We start from the raw sequence: 20,196 nt of genomic DNA, 5'->3' as shown, positions 1-20,196 counted from the left end.
AAGTACATTTGCTGCACCCAGCCGGTGCAGCGAGTGAATTTAAAGCGATTGCACAAATAATAAGCACCAAATAGGCTTAGAATGCGTGCATGACACAAACTGAACCGTATACCACCAACGCAGCTGAAGAAGCTGCACTCGCGAATGTAACCTTTGCAGACTTCGCGCTGCACCCCGACATCCAGAAAGCCATCGATGCCCAGGGGTACACCCAACCTACACCCATTCAAGCCAAAGCCATTCCAGTGGTGCTGACTGGTGTGGATGTCATGGGCGCGGCCCAAACCGGTACGGGCAAAACCGCTGGTTTCTCACTGCCGATTTTGAACCGCCTGATGCCCTTGGCCACGGAAAATACCTCGCCTGCCCGCCACCCGGTTCGTGCGCTTATTTTGACGCCCACTCGGGAGTTGGCTGACCAGGTTGCTGCCAATGTGCACACCTACGCCAAGTTCACGCCCCTGCGTTCCACCGTGGTGTACGGCGGTGTTGACATTAACCCCCAAATTCAGGCTTTGCGCCGTGGGGTTGAGTTGGTGATTGCCACGCCTGGCCGTTTGCTGGACCACGTTCAGCAAAAAAGCATTAACTTGGGCCAAGTGCAGGTGCTGGTGCTCGATGAAGCCGACCGCATGCTGGACATGGGCTTTTTGCCCGACCTGCAACGAATAATCAATTTGTTGCCCAAAACGCGCCAGAACCTGCTGTTCTCCGCTACGTTCTCGCCTGAAATCCAGAAGCTGGCCCGAAGCTTTATGGTGGCACCCACTTTGATTGAAGTGGCCCGCCGCAATGCAACTTCCGAGAACATCAAACAGGTTATTTTCGCGCTCGACAGCGAAGAAGACAAACGCATGGCGGTTTGCCACCTGATTCAAAGCAAAGCGCTGAGCCAGGTGATTGTGTTTTCAAACACAAAGCTGGGTACTGCACGTTTGGCAATTTATCTCGAGAAGCAGGGTGTTTCCAGCACTGCTATTCACGGTGACAAAACCCAGGCAGAACGCACGAAGTCGCTTGAGGCTTTCAAAGCTGGTGAGGTGACGGTGCTGGTGGCTACCGATGTAGCCGCACGCGGTTTGGACATTGCTGATTTGCCTTGCGTGATCAACTACGACCTGCCCACCACGCCTGAAGATTATGTGCACCGCATTGGCCGCACTGGCCGAGCTGGCGCCAAGGGCACTGCGTATTCGTTTGTCGTAAAACGCGATGAACGTGCCTTGAAAGACATTGAAAAGCTGATTGGCAAAGCCTTTGTGCGTGAAGAACTTGAGGGCTTTGTGCCCGGGGTACGCGCGCCAAGGGAAGAGCGAGGCGGTCGCGAAGGTCGCAGCGAGGGACGTGGCGAAGGCCGCAATGAGGGCCGCACTTACGAGGGTCGTTCCGACCGTCGCCCTGCACGAAGTGGTGATGAGGCTGCACCAGCCCGTGAACGCCGCCCTTCACGTGATATGTCTTATCAGGGGGCCCGTTTCAACGACAATGCGCCAATTCACCGCGATGCGGAATACGAACGCTTGCGTGCCAAGCTGGCCCAAACACGTGTGAAAGACTCGTTGTTCAATCAGCCTTATCAGGAATCCAAGGAAGACAAGGCCGCTGGTGAAGCTGCTGCTTCGGGTCAGTCTTCGGTTGGCAACAACAAACCAAAAAACAAGAATGCCGCGCCTGTGGCGTTTTTGTTGGGTGGTAGTCCGAGAAACTAATCCCAGAAATTGAGCCACGCAATTAAGACTTATCGCGCAGCTTGTGCTGCCCGATAACCGGCCCAAACCGGAGTCGCCAATTCAAGCCACTGAGTCACTTCAGTGGCTTTTATTTTGCCCAAACCAAAGTGTTGCCATACGATGTTCAAGTTCAGCACAGGGTCGTGTTCGGGCACAGCCAAAGCACCGGTTTGTTTGGAAAGTTTTTGCCCGTCTTTGGCCAGTATCACTGGCAAGTGCCAATAGCTTGGGGGGATCAATGTAGCTTGAGCAACAGCTTGCGCATCAAGCCCGCCCTGCAAGGCTTTCCACACCGCAATTTGCCGGGCGGTGGTGTCTGCCAGGTCTTCACCGCGCACAATGTGCGTCACCTTGCTTGCCAAATCATCGACAACCACGACCAGGTGGTAGGCCCAATAACCATCGCCCCGTTTCAATACAAAATCGCCACTGCTGGTGTTCAAGTCGTTTTCAAACCGCCCCAGCCTGTGGTCGAGCCAGGCAATGGGTGCAACTGGGCAACGAAAACGAATGGCTCGGGCTTCCCGGCCAGCTGGCATGCCGTGCCGGCACGTGCCGGGGTAAATGCGGTTTTCGCCTGGCGCGCGCGTTGAATTGACATCGTCGATTTCCTTTCGGGTGCAGGCGCAAGGGTAGGTCAGGTTTAGCACGCTCAATCGTTTCAAGGCCACTTCATACACCGAGTGCCGTTGCGATTGCACCCACACTTCGCCTTGCCATTGAAGACCATGGCGAGTCAAGGTGTGAAGAATGTGCTCCACAGCGGCGGAGTCGCAACGCCCTTCGTCGATGTCTTCAATGCGCAAAAGCCACTGGCCTTGGTGCACCCTGGCATCCAGAAAGCTACCAAGCGCGGTGGCCAGCGAACCCAAATGCAAGGGGCCGGTGGGCGAGGGGGCAAAGCGGCCAACGTAGGGCGTTTGTGCAGGTATGTTCAGCACTGTTTATTGAGGTGGTTGAAAGTTAAGGTGCACTGTGGCCAAGTGTTGGGTCCACCAGTCCAGTGCCTTGCCTTGGCTGCCCCGTTGCCAGGCAAAGCACAGGCTGCTTTGGCGGGTACTGTCTTCGGTTTTTTTTACAAGCAGTTCTCCGTTGGCCACCTCTTGCTCAATCAAGTTCCAGGGTAGCCAGCCGCAACCCAGGCCGGCCAGTTGTGCCTTCACTTTCGCCTGAAGATTGGGCACCGTCAGCACGGCCTGCCCGCTTTGCAAGCCAAAAGTAAGCGGCTTGAAGTTGCGGGACGTGTCGCCAACGGCTACCGCACGGTACTGGCGAATGGTGTCGATGCACAGCGGTTCCTCCGCATTGGCCAGCGGGTGGCTTGGGGCCACTGCAAACACAAACAGCGATTGCCCGAAGCTTTGAATGTGCAGCCCGGTGGCGCTGGCAAACTGGTTTTGATCCAGGCGGCTGCCAATCAACAGGTCGGCTCGACCTGAGTACAAAGCCTCCCAGGTGCCCGACAACACCTCGCTTGAGAAACGCAGCCGTGTCGGGCTTTCCAGTGCATCAAAAGCCTGTATCCAGGGAATGGCTTGTTCAAAGGGCACAACCGAATCCAGCACAATACGCAGCTCGGTCTCCCAACCGCTGGCCACGGCTTTTACGCGCTTGGTGAGTGCATCGGTGCTTTCAAGTAACTTGCGACCCTCTTCCAACAGGGCTTTGCCCGCAGGGGTTAGTTTGGCTTTGTGGCCAGACCGGTCGTAAATCAGAACATCCAGACTGTCTTCCAGCTGCCGAAGTTGGTAGGTGATCGCCGAAGGTGCCTTGTTTAGGGCCACTGCGGCGGCGGCAAAACTGCCCCGTGCTTCAATCAATTCAAGCAGGGCAAGGCTGTCGAGGTTGATGGTCATGGGTTCAGTTTTTTTGAATGAGTTCGTCAAATTCTACGCCTTGTTTGGCCGCATGGCACCACCTACACTGAATTCATCATTCAACAGGAGGTTGAACATGTTCCAGATCAGAAAATCCAACGAGCGCGGTTATGCCAATCATGGTTGGCTTGAGAGCTATCACAGCTTTTCTTTTTCCAGCTACTACGATCCCAAGCACATGGGTTTCGGCCCACTGCGCGTAATCAATGAAGACTGGGTTCAGCCGCAAACCGGTTTTGGCACGCACGGTCACCGCGACATGGAAATTATTACTTACATGTTGGGTGGCGAGCTTAGCCACCGGGACAGTTTGGGTGGTGGTTCGGCCATCAAGCCCAATCAGATTCAGCGCATGAGTGCTGGCACCGGTATTCGACATTCAGAAATGAATGCGCACAAAACCGACGTGGCTCACTTGCTGCAAATCTGGATTGAGCCTGCCGTGAATGGCGTGGAGCCTGGCTACAAGGACCACGATCTGGATGTAGCCACAATCACCGGTCAGCTTGGTCTGATCGTGACAGGCGACAGGGCAGAGGCTGATGCGAAAAAAATCGCCTTCATCCACCAGGACGCAAAAATGTACGCAGGCCGCTTGAGCAATCAAAGCGTACACCGTGAGTTGGACCCGGCACGCAAAGGCTATTTGCATGTGGCGAAGGGTTCTTTGAATGTGGGCAATGTGTTGCTTCAAACCGGGGATGCACTGTTGATCGCCGGTGAGCGGGAACTGAATTTTGATGTGAGCGAACAGGCCGAAGTACTTTTCTTCGACTTGCCAGCTTGATTGTTAAAACAACGAGGGAGTAAGAAATGACACAAGTAGCAATTGTTTATCACAGTGGTTATGGTCACACAGCCAAAGTGGCGCAGGCCGTTGAACAAGGTGCAGCGGGCGTGGCAGGTGTACAAACCCACCTCATTTCAGTCAACGACGTGAATGACGCCACTTGGGACGTATTGGCCAAGGCTGATGCCATCATTTTCGGCTCACCCACCTACATGGGCGGTGCCTCGGCGGACTTCAAAAAGTTTGCAGACGCTTCCAGCAAAGTGTGGTTCAGCCAAGGCTGGAAAAACAAGGTGGCGGGTGGCTTCACCAACTCCATGTCCATGAGCGGCGACAAGCTGAGTACTTTGCAATATTTTGTAACCTACGCCATGCAACACGGCATGATCTGGGTGGGCAGTGCCACCCCGGGTGCCCAGAAGCCTGGCGATGTCAATGAACTGAACCGCGTGGGTTCTTGGGTGGGTGTGATGACTCAATCGGACAATGCCCCGGCAGACGTGACTCCGCCTGCTTCTGACCTGGAAACTGCGAAAGTTTATGGTGCCCGGGTGGCTGAGTTTGCCAAGAGGCTGGCTAGGTCATAGGCAGTTAATCACGGGTAGCTCGTGCGAGTTACCCGGTTTGTATTCAGTCAATAAATGCACTTAACTAATCTCCGACGTATTAGGAGGTTTTTTTATGTGTCATATTTTGTGGCGTTTTGTCCTTTGCTGCCAACTGATTGGTACAAGCTTGGGAACTGCCAATGCTGATATTCCGTTAACTGTCGAAGATATTCTGACCGATCAGGGTAGGTACCGTTTCGAGTTGTCGGGTACCTATTCGAACAGTGATCAAACCGGCTTATTCGCGGGAGAGCCACTGCTACTTCAGACAGGACCTACCTCATTCGTTTTGATTCCTACTCAATTTGGTCAGGTTCAAAATAATGCAGATACTCTGGTTGGCTCACTGGGTCTGCGTTATGGACTAAGCGCTCGCACGGAGGTTACCTCGCGTGTCTCGTATTTGTTCACTGAAAGTCGTCAAATGAGTGGGATGGGATTCGACTCCCAGTCAGACGCCTATGTTGCTGACGCTTGGCTTGGGGTGTCCCACCAATTCAAGGCCGATGATGCAACGCCAGCCATTCTTGGATTTGGCGAGCTGGCGTTGTATGAAAATCGCGGTTCAGATTCAAGTAATTTGAAATCTACCTTGATTGGCTTAACTGCCTACAAGGCAATTGATCCTGTCGTATTGGCAATTACCGCAGCCTATAGAGCAAGTGCTTCTCGAGATGAGAATGGCGCTAACGTAAAACCAGGCGCTATCTGGACCCTATCGCCAACTGTAATTTTTGCTGCCAATGATCGTGTGTCGCTCAGCACAGGGTTCCAATGGACAGCACGATTAGCCGATTCAGTGAATGGTCAATCCCAATTTGCTCGGCGGACTCAAACAAGTTTGGTCTTGGGGGCCGGCTACGGCTTGCAAGAAGGGTCATCAATCAATCTTTCCTTAAAAACGAATACTTCAGGTGGGCAGGGTGCAGACCTGAGGTTAAGTTGGCTGCAAACTTTGTAGTTTTCGGCGACATATCTAACAGCACCCATAATTATTTTCAGGAAGAATATGAATAAGCTGAGTAAAAGTCTTATCGCAATACTTTTGGTGGGAAGCGTTGTAAAACCCGTATTTGCAGAGCAGAAGCAAGTAACTGAAACGCTGGCGTTTGAAGCTGTGGATTATGAGGCTCTGTTTGCGTCAGAGTCTAATGCTGTTGAAGTTGCAGCTTTGAGCACGGAAGAAATGAAGGAAACCGAGGGTTCATTTCTTTGGTTTTTACCTGTGATTGGCTACACAGCACTCGGTGCAGGGTCTGGCGCTGTGTATAGCTACGCTCGAAATGACGGAAACGTTGATTGGCGTGATGTTGGAGCTGGCGCAACTGGCGGATTTTATGCTTCCCCCGTTGGTCGCGTAGTCGGAGGAATGGGCTACGGTGCAGGTTATTTGATTGGAGCCGCAGGCGCAGAGTCATGGTATTCGAATTCATTCAATAGTTATTCTGGCTATGGTGCGATGTACTCTCCATCTGGGGCTGGCTATGGCGGATCTGGTGTAGGGTATATGCCTTACTGATTTCAAATAGTGTAAAAATTCCCTTATCTCAATCTATAACAGGCTGAGATAAGGATAAATCAATAGGAAAATATGACTAATCTGTGTGATCTATTTGATGTTCTAGCAATAATTACTTTGATTTTTGCATCTAGCAGAATCGTGGATTATTCAATCGAAAGCTCGAATTTTTTAACGTCATATATATTAATATTTTCACTTTGTTTTTTGATTTTTGGATTAAGTCAAATGTTTTGTGAGAAAAAAATTCTGATCGATTTGATAGTTGATTCGATTTTTGTATCCGCATTTTACTTCGTCGGTTTTTATATTCTAAAAAAAATATTATCGTGGGTTTCAAGTCGATACTCGTGAGATATTTTTAGATGGGGGTTATAAGTAATATTGATTAATTAGTTTAGTTGGTGGTTTTATTGGTTTGGGTTTATTAAAATTTGACGGTCGTCATTGTTTATGTTCCAAACATTAAATGTAAAGTGTTTTCTCTAAAAGATATTTGAGCATATCCATATGAAGTGTAAAATGATGTCATCAATTTCTTGGTGAGTTTTTAAATTCTTCGCCAGTAACGCAATAAATTTAAAGTTTTTATTAAAATAGTAGCGTGGAAAATCTGATTATTGTTCTAGCGGTGTTCTTGAAAGAGAAGTTCTTGTTCGCTAGTTGGAGTTTGGTTAAATTATTTTCGTCGATTATGATTTCTGTAGCCACGGTTTTCTTTTTATGGAAGGTCTTATTTGACGAAAATGCGAATTTAGTAAAGTTGTATATTTCATCGATTATACTAGGAATTGTTTGTGCTTTTTTCGTGGTGGCGATTGCTCTCTACGAACGTAAGCGAAACGGAAAAAAATAAACAGAAATCTCACTCCATTAGAGTGCTTGATTTCGATCCCGAGAATCTATTGATTATGCACTATATTTTTGACTTATTATTTATGAGCATTTTTAAGCTGCATACCATTTTTGTTCTGGTTATTTTTATGATGTTTTCAGAACATATTTCAGCTCAACCTACTTACTTGACCCCGTCGTCTGTTGTGAATCTGCAATTGAAAAATTGGAAGTCGATTCGTGATGAAGGAATAGTCAAGCAAAACCTTGATTTTTCATGCGGGGCGGCTGGGCTTGCTACTATCCTGAATCAGTTTTACGGGCAGTCAATTTCTGAGCAGGAGTTGTTAACAGTATTGGATAAAGGCGATGCCAGAGCAAGCTTTGCTGATATGCAGCGCACATTGCCCAGTTTTGGGTTTAAAGCACAAGGTTTCGCTGCAACCTATGATCAGTTGCTCAACCTCAAAGCCCCTGTGCTTGTGTACTTAAAACACAGGACTACCGAGCATTTCTCTGTTCTTAAGGGGATTGGTCGAAATACCGTGCATTTGGCAGACCCATCGCTAGGACATGTCACTTTGAGTAAATCTCAATTTTTGGATATGTGGAACAATCATGAATCAGATATTGAAGATAATCTTCGGGGGCGTTTCTTGGCGGTTTTGCCGGTTAACTACGCAAACATAAAGGTCCGTCACGATTATTTCAATCGAAGTCCAGCAAGGAAGTCGAATGCTGCTACACAGCAGTTAGCTCACCCCTTGTTCTAGTCCGTGGATTCGTCATTCTCAATAGTTTGCCAGCCACTTGGTAGTAAAATGGTCGCATGATAAATCCATCCCACCCGCTCCCCAGCACTTTTGTTCACCTGCGCATGCACACCGAGTTCTCGGTGCTCGACGGCATGGTGCGCGTGGGCGAGGCTGTCAAAGCCGCCGCAGGCTGCGGTATGCCTGCCCTGGCCATTTCCGACCTGTCCAACCTGTTTGGTCTGATCAAGTTTTACGGCAAGGCGCGTGGTGCTGGCGTTAAGCCAATTGCTGCTTGCGATGTGTGGATTGAAAGCGACCGCGACGAAGAACAACCCGCACGCATGTTGCTGCTGGTGCAAAACCACAAAGGTTATTTGCAACTTTGCGAGTTGTTAAGCCGGGCGTTTTTGCGCAACCAGAAGCGCGGCAAAGCCACGTTGAAATTTGAGTGGTTTGATGAGGTAGGTTGTGATGGCCTGATCGCTGTATCAGGGTTTGCCAATTCCGATATCGGCCAGTTTTTGCTGGGTGGCAACATGGCCCGCGCCGAAGATTCGGCCCGCAAATTCCTGAAGTATTTCGAGGGGCGCTATTACATTGAGCTTCAGCGCGATGGGTCCACCCAGGCCGAGAACCTGGTGAATTTGAGTTGCCAGTTGGCTGCCAAGTTGCAGTTGCCTGTGGTGGCCACGCACCCAATCCAGTTTTTGAAGCCCGAAGACTTCCGTGCGCATGAGGCGCGGGTGTGTATTGCGCAGGGCGAAATTTTGTCGAATCCGCGCAGGCCTCGCCGCTTCACCGAGCAGCAGTATTTCAAAACCGCGCAGGAAATGGCAGAACTGTTTGCCGACATTCCCAGTGCCATTCGCAACAGCATTCGAATCGCCCAGCGCTGCAATTTAACGCTTGAATTGGGCAAACCCAAGCTGCCCGCATTCCCCACGCCCGATGGCATGACACTGGATGACTACCTGGTGCATTTGTCCAAGGAAGGTTTGGAAAAACGCTTGGCGCACCTGTTCCCGAATATCGAGGAACGGGAAAAAATGCGTCCGGAATACGAAGCGCGTTTGAAAATTGAATGCGACACCATCATTGGCATGGGCTTTCCTGGTTACTTCCTGATTGTTCAGGACTTCATCAACTGGGGCAAAAGCAATGGCGTGCCCGTGGGGCCTGGCCGGGGTTCTGGTGCAGGTTCGCTGGTGGCTTATGCCTTGGGTATTACCGATCTTGACCCGTTGCGGTACGACTTGCTGTTCGAGCGTTTCTTGAACCCTGAGCGGGTTTCAATGCCCGACTTCGACATTGACTTCTGTCAGGACAACCGCGACCGCGTCATCGACTATGTGAAGCAAAACTACGGGCGCGATGCGGTTAGCCAAATCGCGACCTTCGGTACGCTCGGCGCGAAGGCTGTTATTCGCGATGCGGGCCGTGTGCTCGACATGCCCTACATGTATTGCGATGGCTTGTCGAAACTGATTCCCCAAACACCCGCCGACCCCTGGGACCTGGATCGCGCCATGGCCGACGAGCCCACATTCCGCGAGCGTGTGGAAAACGAAGACGAGGCCAAGGAAATTATTGCGGTGGCGCGGCCGCTGGAAGGCCTGACCCGCAACGTGGGCATGCATGCCGGTGGTGTGCTGATTGCACCGGGCAAGCTGACTGATTTCTGCCCTTTGTATTGTGCCGATGGATCTACCGATTCCGTGGTGTCGCAATACGACAAAGACGACGTGGAAGCCGTGGGCCTGGTGAAGTTCGACTTCTTGGGTTTGCGCAACCTGACCATTCTGGATTGGGCAGTGCGCTGGGTGCGCGAGAACTACGAAGACCAACGCGACTTCCGCCTGGAAGATTTGCCGCTGGATGACCCGGCGGTGTATCAGTTGTTTTCAGAGGGCAACACGACAGCCGTGTTCCAGTCTGAATCGCGCTCGGCGAAAGACCTTGAAAAGAAGCTGAAGCCGGACAACTTCGAAGACATCATTGCCTTGATGGCACTGAACCGCCCTGGCCCCTTGGGCTCGGGCATGGTGGACGACTTCATTGCCCGTAAAAAGGAAACCTCCAAAACCGGCAAAGGGCGTGCGGAGTGGTACTTCCACCCCAAGCTCGAAGGCATCCTGAAAAGTACCTACGGTGTGATTGTTTACCAAGAACAGGTGATGCTGGTTGCCCAGATTCTGGCGGGCTATAGCTTGGGCGGTGCTGACCTGTTGCGGCGAGCCATGGGTAAAAAGAAGCCCGAGGAAATGGCCAAGCAGCGTGAAATTTTCACGACTGGCGCCACCGAGCGCGGTGTAGACCCGGCGGTGGCCAAGCAGCTTTTCGACTTGATGGAAAAGTTTGCAGAATACGGTTTCAACAAATCGCACTCGGCCGCTTATGCGCTAATTGCGTACCACACAGCTTGGTTAAAGGCACATTACCCAGCGGAATTCATGGCTGCGTCCATGAGTTCAGACATGGACGACACCGACAAAGTCAAAATCTTTGTTGAAGACGCCATGGCCATGTGTCAGGTGCCGGGCAAGAAAGCCGGCACCATGGTCACGATGCTGGGTCCGGATGTGAACGAGTCCAATTTCCGCTTTACCGCGGTGCGCATTGATGGTGAGAAGCGTGCAAGCGCCATTCGCTACGGTTTGGGTGCTGTAAAAGGAACTGGCCAGGCTGCCTGTGAGGCCATTGTTGCCGAGCGCAACGCCAATGGTCCGTTCACCAGTCTGTTCGATTTCGTGAAGCGTGTAGACAGCAAACAGATCAATCGCCGGGTGATTGAGGCACTGATTCGCGCAGGTGCTTTCGATTCTCTGAACCCAGACCGCGCAAGGTTGTTGGCCAGTTCAGGGCAGGCCATGGAATGGGCTGCTCAACAGGCCGCCACGGCTGCACAGGTGAGTTTGTTCGGTGAAGCCTTGGGTGGCGATGCACCGCCGGAATTGGTGGAAGTGCCCACCTGGAGCGAACGTGAAAAGCTGCAGCAGGAAAAAGCGGCCTTGGGTTATTACTTCAGCGGGCATTTGTTCAAGGCGGATGAAGACAAAGTGCGCCAGTTCGTCAAACTGAAGTTGAAAGACCTGTCGCCTGGCCGGGATTTGGTGTGGATGGCGGGTGTAATCGCATCGCTGCGCACCATGATGACCAAGCGCGGGAAAATGGCGGTTGTGTTGCTCGACGATTCTACCGCGCAGGTTGAGTTGTCCATTTTCAACGAGCAGTTTGAGGCCAATCGCAACTTGTTGAAAGAAGACTCCTTGCTGGTTTTACAGGGCAAGGTGTCTGAAGACTCTTACACCGGAGGCTTGCGAATTTCAGCCGAGAACCTGTATTCGCTGGCCAGTGCACGTGCTCACTTTGTCAGCCGCCTGAGGCTTAGCATGAATGGACAATCGGATGCTGAAAAGCTGCGCGCCATGCTGGAACCGTTTCGTGACCCTGAGCAGGGTTGCCTGGTTGAAATTGACTATCACAATGGCCATGCAGCCTGCGTGGCCCAGTTGAGCAGTGAATGGAAAGTGCGGCCCGAAGAAGATTTGCTGATTGAAATGCAAGGCTGGTTGGGTGAAGGCAATGCCAAGTGGGTGTTCGGCTAGACGAGCGGCCTTATTCTTCCAGCCAACTCAGCGGGGCTGCCCGATTCCTCACCGAAAACCGCTTCATCCCTTTTTGAATTCATTCTTGCTCACCTCGCTCGGCAAAACACATGGCCGAGTCTCGGTGTTGGCTAATCGCCAAACGCAGCGAATGAATCCAAACGGGGCGGTTTTCTTGAAGTTCGTAACAGGCAAACCCACTGCCGAGTTGGCCGAAGCACCGCCGTTGGCGAATCTTCCACACACTCCGCTAGGGCTCGGTTGCGTGATCGCCGCTGATTGTGCAAGCGAATACGCTGATTGTGCGACGAACACATGCCGCTTGAGTCGAACCCGCTTGCCACCCACAACCGTGTAAACTTCGTCCATCCAATCCACGTTCACGTTGCATGCCCGAAATCACTGACTACACCGCCAAAGGTCTGTACAAACGCCTGCTTTCCTACAGCCTGCGTTACTGGCCGCTTTTCGCGACATCTTTAATTGCCCTGGTGTTCGCCGCTGTCACTGAGCCCTTGTTTGCCAGCCTGATGAAGCCGCTGATCGACGAGAACTTTTCCGGCGAGCGAACCGAAATGGCGAAGTGGCTGCCGGTCATCATCATTGTATTGTTCCTCATCCGCGGTTTGGCCACGTACATCAACGAGTATTGCAGCGCCAAACTGGCTGGCTTGGTGGTTCACGATTTGCGATTTGACATGCTGTCCCGAATTTTGCGTTTCCCGAATTCATATTTTGTTGAGCAACCCGCCGGGAAAATCATTTCTACGGTGTCTACCAACGTGGATGCGGTCACCGAAGCGGGTTTCAACATCATCACTGTGCTGATTCGTGACGGTGCAATTGTCATTGGCCTTATGGCTATTCTGCTTTACACCAATTGGCAACTCACCCTGATCTGCTTTGCAATTCTTCCTTTGATCGCCATTGGTGTATCCGTGGCGGCCAAGCGTTTGAACCGCTTCGCGCACAGCGCGCAAACCTCGCATGCCGATTTGGTGCAAAGCATTTCTGAAGTAATTGGTGCGCAAAAAATCATCAAAATTTATGGTGCGCAACAGGTGGAAACCGATCGCTTCATGAAAAGTGCAGATGAAATCATGAGGTCGCGCGTGAAGCTGGTGGCCACCAGTGCGGCCAACTCTGCAATTGTTCAGTGGATACTCGCCGCCGCTGTGGCTGCTGTGGTGTACTTCGCGGGTATTTTGGCTGAAAGTGACAGCATGACTGCGGGCGATTTCGCCTCTTTCATGACCGCGATGATGATGTTGTTGGCCCCAGTGAAGCGCCTGACCAACATTAACCAGCAGCTTCAAAAAGGCTTGGCGGCTGCCGACAACGTATTCCGGGTTGTCGACCGCTCGGTTGAAAATTCCAGCGGCACCCACACCACCGATCGGGCGCTGGGTTACATTGAATTCAACAAAGTGGGTCTTACCTTTCCTGGTGCCGAAGCGCCTACATTGATCGACATTAATTTGTGGGTCAAACCCGGGCAAACCGTGGGTATCGTCGGTGTGTCGGGCGGTGGCAAGTCAACCCTGATCAACCTGCTGCCTCGTTTTCTGGACCCCACAAGTGGCGTGGTGAAGCTGGACAGTGTTGATTTGAAACAATGGGATTTGCAGTGCCTTCGCCGCCAAATTGCAGTGGTAACCCAGGAAAGCCATTTGCTGAACGACACCGTGCGCAACAACATTGCTTACGGCGAAATGCGTGGTGCCAGCGACGAAGCCATTTTGAATGCCGCCCGCATGGCCAATGCCCTGCCATTTATCGAAAAACTTGAAAATGGGCTTGATACGGTGCTGGGCGACAACGGACTGAGATTGTCTGGTGGCCAGCGCCAGCGTATTTCAATCGCACGGGCATTCCTTAAAAACGCCCCAATTCTAATTCTCGATGAAGCCACTTCTGCACTCGATTCCGAAGCTGAGCGTGAAGTTCAAGAGGACATGGAACGATTGCGCCATGGTCGAACCACACTGGTGATTGCACATCGATTGTCCACACTGACCACGGCCGATTTTATAATCGTGCTGGATCAGGGCAAGTTGATTGAGCAGGGTACCCATCAGGAGTTGCTGGCAAGACAGGGCAAATACCACTACCTGCATTCCATTCAAAATCAGTCCACAAGTTTATCCACTGACTGAATTACAACCTCAGTGGGAATGGCCGCCAGCAAACGCGTGGTGTCATCGGTATTGATGCTGTCGGGGTGGGGGAGTGGCCCAAAATCGCCCGCATAAATGACTGTGGCTTTGTCTGACCAAGGCCGCCATTCTTGTACCCACGAGGGGCCAAACAGCGCCACTTGCGGTACATTCAATGCCGCTGCCATGTGCATAGGGGCCGAATCTACGCCCACATAAAACTTGCTCAATTTCAACAAAGCCGCAAGCAAAGGCAGGCTCATTTGGCCACCCACATTCACCAGTTGGTTTGAGCCCGGCGAACGCTTGGTGCGTGCCAGCCGCTCAATCTCGGCGGTCATGGCCACTTCCACGGGGTCTGGGCTGCATGTCAGCACCACGTGTAAACCTTGGTTTAGCAAATGCACAACCACGTCAGCAAACTTGTCGTCTTCCCAGCATTTGAAGGGCCAGCGAGCAGCAGGGTGAATCAACACAAATGGTCCATTCACCTTGTGTTGGGCCAGCAGTTTGTCGGCTTTGTCCAGATTCTCGGGGCTTGGGCGCAACACCATTTCACCGCGCAGGCTGCGGGGGTTAATGCCCAAGGCTTGCAGGCACAGCAGGTTCAGCTCCACGGCGTGTGCTTGCCCCCGGGGTGGGGGTACTACGCGGTGCGTGAAACAAGCATGCCACAGGGCCTTGTCGCGTTTTGCATAGGCCATTTGTACGCGCACTGGTGCATTTGAAAAGCGTGCAATCAACGCACCAATCCATTGATCGGTTAAATGCACCACTGCATCGTAACTGGTGCGCCTCACTTGAAAAATCAGGCCAAGTTCGGCCTTCAACCTTGCAAAACCTTTCAGCTTCCGGTCAATGCACAGCACCCGGTTTAAGTGTGGATTGTTTTGCAACAGGGGCGTGGTTTCTTTGTAAATCAGGGTATCAACCTGTATGCCGGGAAATTGGTCGTGCAAGGCGTGGTACAGGGCCGTGGTTAACAGCACATCGCCGTGATGCCTTAATTTAATCACCAAAATTTTCTGCAAAGTATTTCAACCCGGTATTGATTAGAGTGAATTCACGCCCATGCGTGTGCGGTGGCGCATTAAACTGCCAAGTGAGCCCGCACATACGTTGAGCAAACACAGAGCGAATATAGACCGTGATTTCAACCAATTTTGTTTTCCAATTCAAATGACCAGCATTTTCTTCTCTGAAAGTTCCAAAAATATCGGTGGTCAAGAACTGCAATTGCTTGAGCAGGCGGTGGGTCTGAAAGCCAAAGGTTACACCCCCTATATATTGTGCCGGCCAGGCAGTCGAATTTCTCAGGAAGCCTACAAGCTGGGTTTGAATGTTGAGTTTGTGGCATTTCGCAATGCCATTCACCCGCCCAGTGTTTTAAGGCTGGCCAATTTGGTTCGGCAGCACAAGCCGGTGGCGGTGGTGTGCCACAGCAGCCACGATGCCAATTTGTGCTCTATTACCATTCATACCCTGGCAAAAATTGGTTTGCTCAAGCCCCGGCCCACGTTAATTCGTATGCGCACTTACCAGCCCGGCCCGGCCAAAGCATTCACTTACAACCAAATGTTTGATCAAACCTTCACGCCCAGCCAGGCCCTGAAAGACCAGCTGCTGCAAAACACGGGCGTACTGCCCGAAAAAATCGGGGTGTTGTATCCCGGTGTTGATTTTGAAAGTATCGCTGCTGCGGCGGCGCTTGGTTTGCCCCCTGAACTTGATGCCCGCCTGAGCGATTTGCAGCAGCGCCCTGTGATTGCCCATGCGGCCATGTTTCGGGTTGAGAAAGGGCACAGCTTCATGTTGCAGGTGGTGAAAGCCTTGCTCCCACAGTTTCCCAATTTGTTGTACGTGGCAGCCGGCGAGGGGGACACCCGCCAGGCCATCGAAACCGAAGCACGGCGTTTGGGCTTGGGCAAACATGTGGTGCTGCCGGGCATGTTGAGCCCCGTGGCACCGCTGATTAAGCGTGCTGATGTATTGGTTATGCCTTCCAGTTACGAGCCTTTGGGCATGAGCCAAATTGAAGCCCTTGGCTTGGGCGTGCCTGTGGTGGTCAGCAACGTAGGCGGTTTGCCTGAAACTGTACAAAGCGGCGTGACTGGCTATGTGTGCCCGGCACCCCATGCGCCCGGTGCGCTGGATGCTTGGGTTCAAGCACTGGGTGTCGTGCTGGCTGAACCCCAAAAAGCCCGCAACATGGCTGCACTGGGCCGGCAAACCGTGCTGGCCCAGTTTGGCAAACAAAGCAATATTGATGGCTTGGTGGGCACCATTCAAACGCCTCGGTTGGGTCGCTCTTGATGCCTGGGTGTTTGCCAGTGAGTCAGCGAATTGGCGTTTGGTTTGGCCAAGGGCTACACAGTGCCCTGGCGGCACGCGCGGCATGGGGGCAATTGCAGGCTGAATATCCTGGTGCGGATTGGGTGTTGTTTGGCCCCCGAGGCAGCTTGTTTTTGTTTGAAATGGACGCACGGGTGCCCGTGTACATCCCCTTGCGCGCCTTGGAACCCCGGCGCCCCGCGCAAACCCGCCTTTCTTATTACCTTGAAAAACGCGCCCAGTTTAAAAAGCTGCGCGGCTTGAAGCTCAACCTGTGTATTGGGGTTTCTGCTTTGGCGGACTTGCCAGAGCAAAACCAGCAAGCCGATGCACAATTTCAGCATGTTCAAAAAATGTTGGGCGTTGGGGGGCAATTCATGCAACAGGAATTGTCGGGCTTTTTGCAGGCTGAACGGCCCTTGTTACAGGCTGGGCCCCAAGCCTTGGCTTATGCAACCCAGCTGTATCGCAAAACATCACCGAGTCTGATCAAGGCTGTGGCCTTGCTGTATGCCGAAGAAAATGCACCCAGTCTGGATTTGCAATGGCAGGCATTGCAATGCAGCCTTGCTCAGCTTGGCGGCAATACGCACTTAACCGTAGCGGCGGTTGTTGGGGAAAATCGATTACTCGCCCGGCAATTGAGTGCTAGTCAGCCCGGCTGGTTACAACTGGGTTTGCCCCGGGCCATGGGCCTGATTGCGTACGCGGATCGGGTGATCAGCGCTTCAGAAGCCATCACCCTAATTTGCGCAGAAATGGGCCGCTCAGACCGCCTCTTGTTGGTTAAAAGTCACAGTTAATGCATGGCCTCAACAGTCTCCTGCTTTGGTGCCTCGTTTGCCTGGTTCTGAAATTCTAAGTTTTTCATTCACAAGGCTTTTTGCGGCTCTCGGGGCAATTTTGGCGAATTGTTGATGTCATAAAACTATGGGAATGATCAATTTCTCCTGTTGCACGTCAGCGACAAAAACACCGATTTCCCCATTCTCACACCACGATTTGGTTGGTCGGCCCAAGGGTCCCCGTGTACATTGTCTCTCGTGCCGCTAGAAATGGCGGCAAAGATTCAACCAACACTAATAAGGGTGAAATATGAACAAGAAGCTAGTAGCTGCTGCTCTGGGCCTGGCATTTGCCGCTCCAGTATTTGCTGATTCATCAAACGTAACTTTGTACGGTCGCGTACACCAAGCCCTGGATCACCAGTCCACCAGCTCCAACGCTGGCGACACAGGCGGTAACTTCGCCCTGGAAGACGTGTCTTCACGTTTTGGTATCAAGGGTCAGGAAGACCTGGGTGGTGGTTTGAGCTTGGTATTCGGTTACGAATTCGCCGTATCTGCTGACAACAACACTGGTGTTTCAGGTCGTCACTCATACATCGGTATGAAGGGTGCATGGGGTACATTCGTGGCCGGTAAGCAAGACGGTGGTAACGAGTCAGTTGCTCCTTTGTACACCCAGGCTTCTTTGACTGGCGGCGTTTCTAACCAAGGTGGTCCTTTGACAACCATTGGTGGTGGCGGCACTTCTTTGGGTAACGGCGTCGCTATTGACCGTGTACAGCGCGTTGACAACTCTTTCGGTTACAAGACCAACATCGCTGGTGTTGCAATCGAAGCACGTCATGCTTTGACTGCTGGTGACAACCTGAATACTTTGTCTGTTGGTGCTGTTGGTAACAACAACAACGCCAACAATACACCGATCAAAGAAAACGGCACACGTCAAACCGAAGTTGCTGCAACTTACAAAGTTGGCGCGTTGACAATTGGTGGTGGTTTCAACATTTTCGACCAGCAAGGTGTAGATCCTACAGTTGCTGCCCAGCCTGAGAATACAGTTCAGGGTGTTGTAGCTTACAACTTCGGTTCATTCACCTTGGCCGGTCTGGTTGCTCAAACTTCACTGTACGGCCCAGCAGCTAACGGCGAAGACAGCAACACTGAATACCTGTTGTCAGCAACCGTTCCTCTGAGCGCCAACAGCGGCATTTTCGGTGCCTACGCCGATGCAGAGCGTAACAACAACACCGTTGCTGGTGTGAGCACTCCTTTGGAATTGACTCAAGCCCAAATCGCTTACTATTACGACTTTAGCAAGCGCACACGTACATACGTTGGTTTCAACCGCTTGACTAACGAAGTAGTTGCAACTGGTGCTGAAACAGATCAGGACAACTTCACAATTGGTCTGCGTCACAACTTCTAATTCAACGCCAAGCATAAGCTTGGTTTGAATGCAAAGTTTGAAAAAGCCACCTTCGGGTGGCTTTTTCTATTTCAGCCAGCGCAACGCGCATATCCATTCGCACATGAAGCGAAAAAACCAGGCGAAAAAAAAACACCTGGTTGTTCAGGTGCTTTTTTATACAACTCAACTTGGCTTAATTCAATCGAATCGATTATTGCAAATTCATGTCCAGTTGCACGCCGCACAAGGTGCTGCTGTAGCGTGTGGCACTGCCACTGTTGCTCATGCAACCCAGCGAGGTGGTTTGAAGTTGGTTCTCGGATACTTTCAAGCCAAAAAACAAATCGGGGTACTTGTTGCCCTCTTCACGGCTTAGTTTGAATACCCAATCTCCGGTACCCCATTGGGCACTCATGGGGGCTTTGTTGCGGTCCTGGTTCAATCTGAAACCATAGCCTAAGCCACCGTTCTCGGAACTGGTCCAGCGGCCCCATTTGCTCAATGGGTTTTGCCCATCGATATTCAATGTCACGCCACCAGCTTGGGCACTGGCCAAGGCGGGTGCCAGCGCAAGGCAGGCACAAATCAATGTTTTTTTCATATTGTTATTCCCTTCAACAGCAGCAATTCAAGCAATTTGCGCTGTTTCGCATGCAAGGCTTTAATTATGCGCGTAATTTTGGTGTGGATAAAGCGGGAGAAGGGTTGCCTTCACCCCGCCAAACCATTGATTTGAATCAGGTATTTAAACCTGCTGCTTGATAGTTCTTGAATAAAAACAAGGGGTTTTGCTGTTTAATTCTCAAGTCGCTTTAAGCCCAGTTTTTCAAATAACTTGGTGTCACGTTCCAATTCCGGGTTGTCTGTTACCAACAGTTTTTCGCCGTAGAAAATTGAATTGGCGCCTGCAAGGAAACAGAGGGCCTGTGTGCTTTCATTCATGCTCTCGCGGCCAGCGGACAAACGTACAAAACTGGTGGGCATGGTGATGCGAGCCACGGCGATGGTGCGTACAAAATCGAGTGGATCGATTTCTTCGTTGTTCGCCAGTGGTGTGCCTTCAACTTTCACCAAATTATTGATAGGCACACTCTCGGGCGGTTCGGCCATGTTGGCCAGTTGGGCGATTAGCCCGGCCCGCTGGGTTACCGTTTCACCCAAACCCACAATGCCACCGCAGCACACTTTGATACCCGCATCGCGTACACGGTCCAGCGTGTCCAGGCGGTCTTGGTAGGTGCGGGTGCTGATAATGTCGCCGTAAAAATCGGGCGAGGTGTCCAGGTTGTGGTTGTAATAATCCAGACCCGCCTCTTGTAGCTGTTTGGCCTGGTGTTCTTTCAGCATGCCCAGGGTGACGCAGGTTTCCAGGCCCATGGCTTTCACTGCAGTTACCATTTCACCTACAGCTTCAACCTGGTGGTCTTTGGGGCTGCGCCATGCGGCACCCATGCAAAAACGTGTGGCGCCTTTGTCCTTGGCGGCCTGTGCGGCTTTCAGCACTTCATCGATGGGCATCAGCTTTTCTGCTTCCACGCCAGTGTTGTACTTGGCCGATTGGGGGCAATAACCACAGTCTTCCGGGCAGCCGCCTGTTTTAATCGACAGCAGGGTGGACAGCTGCACGGTGTTCGCATCGAAATGCTCGCGGTGCACCTGCTGCGCTTTGAAAATAAGGTCGTTGAACGGCAGTGCGAACAGGGCTTCAATGGCCTCGACGCTCCAGCGTTGCTGATCAACGGCGGGTGGGGCTGCTTTTTTGTTTTCAACCCAGGTAATTTGGCTTTCCATGTGC

16 protein-coding genes are annotated in these 20,196 nt (G+C 51.9%); 11 read left to right on the top strand and 5 right to left on the bottom strand.

Annotation, left to right across the window (positions count from 1 at the left end; genetic code table 11):
* The first annotated feature begins 89 nt into the window (after positions 1–89).
* Entirely contained in the window at positions 90–1,709 is a 1,620-nt protein-coding gene (locus B4C79_RS07310) for a DEAD/DEAH box helicase (protein WP_291740905.1), read from the top strand.
* 29 nt (positions 1,710–1,738) lie between these two features.
* Here the strand turns inward: B4C79_RS07310 and gluQRS are convergent, their stop codons facing one another.
* Together gluQRS and B4C79_RS07300 are read right to left on the bottom strand one after the other, a co-directional pair.
* Positions 1,739–2,671 carry a tRNA glutamyl-Q(34) synthetase GluQRS gene (gene gluQRS / locus B4C79_RS07305; protein ID WP_291740903.1) on the bottom strand — a complete coding sequence of 311 codons (933 nt, stop codon included), beginning with the start codon at positions 2,669–2,671 and terminating at the stop codon, positions 1,739–1,741.
* Between the two features lie 3 nt (positions 2,672–2,674).
* Positions 2,675–3,586: a LysR substrate-binding domain-containing protein gene (locus tag B4C79_RS07300; protein WP_291740910.1), complete on the bottom strand. Its 912-nt coding sequence runs from the start codon at positions 3,584–3,586 to the stop codon at positions 2,675–2,677.
* Positions 3,587–3,683: 97 nt separating this feature from the next.
* On the opposite strand from B4C79_RS07300, the gene B4C79_RS07295 reads away from it, so the two are divergent.
* The 7 genes from B4C79_RS07295 to msbA all read left to right on the top strand — a co-directional run bounded on the left by B4C79_RS07295 (position 3,684) and on the right by msbA (position 13,874).
* Entirely contained in the window at positions 3,684–4,394 is a 711-nt protein-coding gene (locus tag B4C79_RS07295) for a pirin family protein (RefSeq protein ID WP_105029793.1), read from the top strand.
* A 26-nt stretch (positions 4,395–4,420) separates the two neighbouring features.
* Positions 4,421–4,984 carry a flavodoxin family protein gene (locus tag B4C79_RS07290; protein WP_291740900.1) on the top strand — a complete coding sequence of 188 codons (564 nt, stop codon included), beginning with the start codon at positions 4,421–4,423 and terminating at the stop codon, positions 4,982–4,984.
* Between the two features lie 94 nt (positions 4,985–5,078).
* On the top strand, positions 5,079–5,966 hold the full coding sequence (locus B4C79_RS07285) for a hypothetical protein (protein WP_291740898.1): 888 nt from the start codon (positions 5,079–5,081) through the stop codon (positions 5,964–5,966).
* 48 nt (positions 5,967–6,014) lie between these two features.
* Positions 6,015–6,524, top strand: coding sequence for a hypothetical protein (locus B4C79_RS07280; protein WP_291740896.1), 510 nt, complete (start codon positions 6,015–6,017; stop codon positions 6,522–6,524).
* A 797-nt stretch (positions 6,525–7,321) separates the two neighbouring features.
* A complete protein-coding gene (locus tag B4C79_RS07275; protein ID WP_291740894.1) occupies positions 7,322–8,131 on the top strand; it encodes a C39 family peptidase in 810 nt (269 codons plus the stop codon).
* A gap of 56 nt (positions 8,132–8,187) precedes the next feature.
* Positions 8,188–11,718, top strand: a complete 3,531-nt coding sequence (dnaE, locus tag B4C79_RS07270; RefSeq protein ID WP_291740892.1) for a DNA polymerase III subunit alpha — start codon at positions 8,188–8,190, stop codon at positions 11,716–11,718.
* Positions 11,719–12,107: 389 nt separating this feature from the next.
* Positions 12,108–13,874 (top strand): lipid A export permease/ATP-binding protein MsbA, encoded by a 1,767-nt coding sequence (gene msbA, locus B4C79_RS07265; RefSeq protein ID WP_291740890.1) that lies wholly within the window; start codon positions 12,108–12,110, stop codon positions 13,872–13,874.
* Here msbA and rfaQ read toward each other — a convergent pair.
* Positions 13,847–14,890 (bottom strand): putative lipopolysaccharide heptosyltransferase III, encoded by a 1,044-nt coding sequence (rfaQ, locus tag B4C79_RS07260; RefSeq protein WP_291751381.1) that lies wholly within the window; start codon positions 14,888–14,890, stop codon positions 13,847–13,849. The genes msbA and rfaQ overlap by 28 nt on opposite strands.
* 163 nt (positions 14,891–15,053) lie before the next feature.
* On the opposite strand from rfaQ, the gene B4C79_RS07255 reads away from it, so the two are divergent.
* The 3 genes from B4C79_RS07255 to B4C79_RS07245 all read left to right on the top strand — a co-directional run bounded on the left by B4C79_RS07255 (position 15,054) and on the right by B4C79_RS07245 (position 18,419).
* Positions 15,054–16,187 carry a glycosyltransferase family 4 protein gene (locus tag B4C79_RS07255; protein WP_291740886.1) on the top strand — a complete coding sequence of 378 codons (1,134 nt, stop codon included), beginning with the start codon at positions 15,054–15,056 and terminating at the stop codon, positions 16,185–16,187.
* A gap of 17 nt (positions 16,188–16,204) precedes the next feature.
* Positions 16,205–17,008: a hypothetical protein gene (locus B4C79_RS07250; protein WP_291751379.1), complete on the top strand. Its 804-nt coding sequence runs from the start codon at positions 16,205–16,207 to the stop codon at positions 17,006–17,008.
* Positions 17,009–17,300: 292 nt separating this feature from the next.
* Positions 17,301–18,419, top strand: coding sequence for a porin (locus tag B4C79_RS07245; protein ID WP_291739558.1), 1,119 nt, complete (start codon positions 17,301–17,303; stop codon positions 18,417–18,419).
* A 193-nt stretch (positions 18,420–18,612) separates the two neighbouring features.
* Here the strand turns inward: B4C79_RS07245 and B4C79_RS07240 are convergent, their stop codons facing one another.
* Together B4C79_RS07240 and bioB are read right to left on the bottom strand one after the other, a co-directional pair.
* Positions 18,613–19,002 (bottom strand): hypothetical protein, encoded by a 390-nt coding sequence (locus tag B4C79_RS07240; protein ID WP_291739559.1) that lies wholly within the window; start codon positions 19,000–19,002, stop codon positions 18,613–18,615.
* Positions 19,003–19,196: 194 nt separating this feature from the next.
* A complete protein-coding gene (gene bioB, locus B4C79_RS07235) occupies positions 19,197–20,192 on the bottom strand; it encodes a biotin synthase BioB (protein ID WP_291739560.1) in 996 nt (331 codons plus the stop codon).
* Positions 20,193–20,196: the final 4 nt, after the last annotated feature.

The sequence above is a fragment of the Limnobacter sp. UBA7229 genome (assembly GCF_002473065.1).
In the GTDB taxonomy this organism is placed as follows: domain Bacteria; phylum Pseudomonadota; class Gammaproteobacteria; order Burkholderiales; family Burkholderiaceae_B; genus Limnobacter; species Limnobacter profundi.
The sequence above is the reverse complement of the archived record's forward strand: the minus strand, read 5'-3'. Positions and strand labels throughout refer to the sequence as shown.

Coding starts and splice junctions, on each gene's coding strand:
- bioB (WP_291739560.1), bottom strand. CDS start 20,192: ATGGAAAGCCAAATTACCTGGGTTGAAAACAAAAAAGCAGCCCCACCC.
- B4C79_RS07290 (WP_291740900.1), top strand. CDS start 4,421: ATGACACAAGTAGCAATTGTTTATCACAGTGGTTATGGTCACACAGCC.
- B4C79_RS07300 (WP_291740910.1), bottom strand. CDS start 3,586: ATGACCATCAACCTCGACAGCCTTGCCCTGCTTGAATTGATTGAAGCA.
- msbA (WP_291740890.1), top strand. CDS start 12,108: ATGCCCGAAATCACTGACTACACCGCCAAAGGTCTGTACAAACGCCTG.
- B4C79_RS07295 (WP_105029793.1), top strand. CDS start 3,684: ATGTTCCAGATCAGAAAATCCAACGAGCGCGGTTATGCCAATCATGGT.
- B4C79_RS07280 (WP_291740896.1), top strand. CDS start 6,015: ATGAATAAGCTGAGTAAAAGTCTTATCGCAATACTTTTGGTGGGAAGC.
- B4C79_RS07240 (WP_291739559.1), bottom strand. CDS start 19,002: ATGAAAAAAACATTGATTTGTGCCTGCCTTGCGCTGGCACCCGCCTTG.
- B4C79_RS07310 (WP_291740905.1), top strand. CDS start 90: ATGACACAAACTGAACCGTATACCACCAACGCAGCTGAAGAAGCTGCA.
- dnaE (WP_291740892.1), top strand. CDS start 8,188: ATGATAAATCCATCCCACCCGCTCCCCAGCACTTTTGTTCACCTGCGC.
- B4C79_RS07245 (WP_291739558.1), top strand. CDS start 17,301: ATGAACAAGAAGCTAGTAGCTGCTGCTCTGGGCCTGGCATTTGCCGCT.
- B4C79_RS07255 (WP_291740886.1), top strand. CDS start 15,054: ATGACCAGCATTTTCTTCTCTGAAAGTTCCAAAAATATCGGTGGTCAA.
- B4C79_RS07285 (WP_291740898.1), top strand. CDS start 5,079: ATGTGTCATATTTTGTGGCGTTTTGTCCTTTGCTGCCAACTGATTGGT.